The organism is Martinezella rhizogenes, assembly GCF_027460065.1.
GTDB lineage: Bacteria > Pseudomonadota > Alphaproteobacteria > Rhizobiales > Rhizobiaceae > Agrobacterium > Agrobacterium rhizogenes_C.
Window position 1 is genome coordinate 1 of sequence record NZ_JAPYZZ010000043.1, and the last position, 4,362, is coordinate 4,362.

The following is a 4,362-nucleotide window of genomic DNA, read 5'->3' on the forward strand; positions in this document are numbered from 1 at the left end:
CGGGCGGTGCTGTTCCGGGCGGTGCTGTTCATGGCAGCTCTCGTCGCCATCAGGCATAACCCGACCCTCAAAATCTTTCGTGATCGCCTCGTTCAGGCAGGAAAGCCTAAAATAGTCGCCGTCGTCGCAACCATGCGAAAGCTCCTGACAATCCTAAACGCCATCATCAGAGACAACAAACCATGGCAAAACGCTTGACATCAAAGACAGTCGCTCATTCCTGTGCCTGTCACAGGAATCCAGTCGACGCGCGTCTGCGCGGCGAAAAGACTCCCCTCAGCCCAAGGACTTGGGCTGGCTGGATCCCTGTGACAAGCACAGGGATGAGGGTATAAAAACACGGCTCCACAAACACGCGATCACACCCTCAAGGCCCCATGTTCTTCACAGCCCCGCTTATTCCCGCCACGCTGATTTCCCGCTACAAGCGCTTCCTCTTCGATGCCGTCCTGGACGACGGCACCGCGATCACCGGCTCCTGCCCCAATACCGGCTCCATGCGCGGACTGACGACGCCGGGCTCCCGCATCTGGCTCTCCGAACATGACAGCCCGACCCGCAAATACCGGCACATGTTTGAAATGGTCGAGGCCGATGGCACCGTGGTCGGCATCAATACCGGCATGCCGAACCGGCTGACGGAAGAAGCGATCCTGAACGGCCGTATTCCAGAACTTGCCGGCTATTCGACAATCCGCCGCGAACAGAAATACGGCCGTAATTCCCGCATCGATTTCCTGCTATCGGAACCCGGCAGGCCCGATGTCTATGTGGAAGTGAAGAACGTGCATTTCATGCGCGAAAAGGGTCTCGCCGAATTCCCCGATACCGCCACAAAACGCGGCGCGAAACATCTGGAGGAACTGGGTGACGCGGCGGAAGCTGGTTATCGCTCGGTGATGCTCTATCTCATCCAGCGCGATGATTGCGAGCGGATGCGTATCTGCGACGATCTCGATCCCGTCTATGCATTGGCGTTCCAGCGGGCGATGGCGCGCGGTGTGGAGGCCTATGCGGTGAAATGCACGGTCTCGCCGACACAAATTTCGGTCAGCGGAACGGTTAAGATGGACGAATGGCGTCCGGCTGTTTTATGAACAGGGACGTAAAGACACAGAAAGCACTATGATGGTCACCTATATCGACGCAGCCTCCGCCCCCCTCAAGAACACAGGCGTCATCCGCCTTTATACGCTCGAGGATTTCGATGGCATGCGCAAGGCGTGTCAGCTGACGGCGCGTTGCCTCGATGAACTGGCGGCGATCGTCAAGCCGGGTGTAACGACCGACGCCATCGACCGCTTCGTCTTCGAATTCGGCGCCGACCATGGCGCGCTGCCGGCGACGCTGAATTATCGCGGTTACACGAAATCCGTCTGCACCTCGATCAACCACGTCGTCTGCCACGGCATTCCCGACGAAAAGCCGCTGCGCGACGGCGATATCGTCAATATTGACGTGACCTATGTGCTTGACGGCTGGCATGGCGATTCAAGCCGCATGTACCCGGTCGGCCAGATCAAACGCGCCGCCGAACGCCTGATGGAAGTGACCTATGAATGCCTGATGCGCGGCATTGCGGCGGTGAAGCCCGGCGCGCGCACCGGCGCGATCGGCGCGGCAATCCAGGCCTATGCGGAAGCGGAACGCTGCACGGTGGTGCGCGATTTCTGCGGCCACGGCGTCGGACGCCTGTTCCACGATACGCCCAACATCCTGCATTATGGCCACCCCGACGAAGGCCCGGAAATCCGCGAGGGCATGATCTTTACCATCGAGCCGATGATCAATCTCGGCAAGCCGCATGTCAAGGTTCTCTCCGACGGCTGGACGGCCGTCACGCGCGACCGCTCCCTCTCCGCCCAATATGAACATGCCGTCGGCGTCACCGCCACCGGCTGCGAAATCTTCACGCTGTCGCCGGGCGGCTTCGATCGTCCGGGCCTGCCGCCGCTCGCATAAGGCCAGACCGCCTATGGCAAAACGCCCTGCCCCGCCTTCCGCCGATCTTTCCATGACGTCAGGCTTTGAGGCGGGCAAAGGCGATCTGTTCGACGGGGCGGATGAGCGCGGCTTTTTTGCCGAACCGCGAAGCGCGCCGAAGAAAACCGAGCGGGCCGCAACCGTTGCGGAACAGGAAGCGGATGCCGCTCACTATCACGGCCACCGGGACCGCCTGCGGACACGTTACCGCGATGGCGGCGATGCGGCGCTTGCGGATTATGAGTTGCTGGAGCTTCTGCTGTTCCGGCTGATCCCGAGGCGCGACACCAAACCCATTGCCAAGGCCCTTCTTGCAAGGTTCGGAACGCTCGGCGGCGTGCTCGGCGCGCCCTTGCCGCTGTTGCAGGAGGTGAAGGGCGTGGGCGAGGCCGTGGCGCTGGATCTGAAGCTCGTCGCCTCCGTTTCCCAGCGCATGCTGAAAAGCGAAATCCGCAACAAGCAGGTCTTGAGTTCCTGGTCGTCGGTGATCGACTATTGCCATGCCGCCATGGCGCACGAGACGCGCGAGCAGTTCCGCATCCTGTCATAAGCTATTGATTTAGTTAAAGCGCGTCCTTCGCTTTTTTGGTGATATGGTCCCTTAACCTTGATGAACACTCGAGTGTGACAGCTCCATTCACGCAGAACTTCACGAATCCAGTCACAACTTGGCAAGCAACGGCTAACGCTGAGGCGGGTATTTCTTTAGCCAAGCATTTGTACCGTTCTTAGCGTTGGAAAACGCATGGTTCTTTGTCACCTCTGTTACCCAAACACTGTCATCATCGTCCATGAAGCTGAGTAGATGTTTCTTAAAGTCCATAGCATTCTTGCTGGAAGGAACGAGCCAAACCGAAAGCATAGTTCGATGACCGTTTAGCTTCTCGAGTTCATCGTAGAGCGTCTGGTAGTCCTTGTTTTTGTTCAGATCATAGGTAACGAGATAAGGCGTCATGATTTCTCCTATTGGTTGAGAACTATACATGACAAGACGCTAATGCAATTGCAATTGCAACCACTACATACTCACAGAAAATATCACAGAGTGTGGGTGCGTTTTTCCAATGTGCCTCCCGTGACAGCCACTAGAGCACACCCATAACAACCTGCCGGTCATCGCTGGCGGGCGCGCATCAGTGCGCCGAAAGGAAAGAAATGAAAGTTCTATACTGCCACCCTACCAGGGAGCGCGGTGCAAAAGACTGCATCGCCTTCGTCGACGTCGAGCTCAACGAGCATGTCCGGCTATATGGCTTGCGCTTGATTAGGCAGCCCGATGGCGCTCACTTTTTGTTTGCCCCCCAGGCAGGCTCACGCCGCACGGCAACATTTTCCAAGCCCCTCGCAGAACGTTTGACTGCGCTTGCCGTTGAAGCACTGGAGGCTGCCCATGGATGATAGCCTGGAAAACAAGTTCAGGCTGGCTACAACTGCCCCCCTCGATCGCAGAATGAAGCGCAAGCACCTCGCCGTGTATGGCTTCCTGCTCGATTGGTATCACCGCAAATACGGTGACGCACTGGCCAGCGTCCGGCACATCGTTGCACAGCTGAAAGAACGCGACCCTGACGGTATCGGTTTATACACCGGTGACGTCCATTCCGCCCTCAAAGATCTTGAGGCCTGGGGCTATATAACGGCTGACGTTGGCGTTGGCCGTCGCGCCTCACGATACGTGCCCGTTTGGGTGCACGGTTCTAGTGTTCATAAAATCCCGAACACTACGAATGACGAGATTAGCGTTCGGGAAAACCAGAACACAAGCGTTCGGGAAAACCAGAACACTACGGGCGATAGCGTTCATAAAATCCCGAACGAAGACCCATTTACCGGACCCGGTCTACAGACCGAGGTACGGGTAAGTGGGAATATGTTCTCCGCCCCGCCTTCGGCGCCGCTTTCGGACGGCCTAGCGGCCACCGACGCGGATGGTGCGGAGGGAGATGGATTTGATGAGTTCTGGAAAATCTGGCCGCGCAAGCACGGGCTCAAGAAGGCGCGGGCCGCATGGGATAAAGTCGCCGCAAAGGCAGACTTCGTCATCCCGGCAGCACGTTCATGGGCCCAGCATTACGCACAATACGGCACAGACAAGAAATGGATAGCCGAACCTGCCAACTGGCTTGCCGGCGAACGCTGGAAGGATGGAGTGCCCCCCGTTTCGCCGGACATGTCGGCTAGATTGATTTAGCCCTGATGAACTGCCGAGGGGAAGCCATCTTGAGAGCGGAATGGGGATGGATTTCATTGTAGTCCTCGATCCATCCGTCGATGAGACGGAGCGCCGTTTCGGCGTCCGGTAGTGCCGAGATGCGGACGTAATCTCGCTTCAGGGTTTTGACGAAAGCTTCTGACATTCCGTTCGACTGCGGACTGGCC

Annotated in this window: 5 protein-coding genes and 2 pseudogenes; 5 read left to right on the plus strand and 2 right to left on the minus strand. The window is 57.8% G+C overall.

Annotated features, from left to right (window positions below; genetic code table 11):
• From O8B93_RS27715 to O8B93_RS27730, 4 genes and pseudogenes are all read left to right on the plus strand, one after another.
• A pseudogene (locus O8B93_RS27715) lies at positions 1–198 on the plus strand (IS110 family transposase); the annotation flags it as partial.
• A gap of 179 nt (positions 199–377) precedes the next feature.
• The gene (gene sfsA, locus O8B93_RS27720) at positions 378–1,097 is read left to right on the plus strand and encodes a DNA/RNA nuclease SfsA (RefSeq protein WP_269713088.1); all 720 of its coding nucleotides are present in this window, start codon (positions 378–380) and stop codon (positions 1,095–1,097) included.
• A 31-nt stretch (positions 1,098–1,128) separates the two neighbouring features.
• Entirely contained in the window at positions 1,129–1,962 is an 834-nt protein-coding gene (map, locus tag O8B93_RS27725; RefSeq protein ID WP_269713092.1) for a type I methionyl aminopeptidase, read from the plus strand.
• 13 nt (positions 1,963–1,975) lie between these two features.
• Positions 1,976–2,527: pseudogene (locus tag O8B93_RS27730) on the plus strand (JAB domain-containing protein); the annotation flags it as partial.
• A gap of 138 nt (positions 2,528–2,665) precedes the next feature.
• Here O8B93_RS27730 and O8B93_RS27735 read toward each other — a convergent pair.
• Positions 2,666–2,938: a CRISPR-associated endonuclease Cas2 gene (locus O8B93_RS27735; protein ID WP_269713089.1), complete on the minus strand. Its 273-nt coding sequence runs from the start codon at positions 2,936–2,938 to the stop codon at positions 2,666–2,668.
• Positions 2,939–3,373: 435 nt separating this feature from the next.
• Between O8B93_RS27735 and O8B93_RS27740 the strand changes: the two genes are divergently transcribed.
• Positions 3,374–4,174: a hypothetical protein gene (locus O8B93_RS27740; RefSeq protein ID WP_269713090.1), complete on the plus strand. Its 801-nt coding sequence runs from the start codon at positions 3,374–3,376 to the stop codon at positions 4,172–4,174.
• Here O8B93_RS27740 and O8B93_RS27745 read toward each other — a convergent pair.
• Positions 4,161–4,362, minus strand: a 202-nt coding sequence (locus O8B93_RS27745; RefSeq protein WP_269713091.1) for an integrase core domain-containing protein, incomplete at its 5' end; no start/stop codon positions are given. The genes O8B93_RS27740 and O8B93_RS27745 overlap by 14 nt on opposite strands.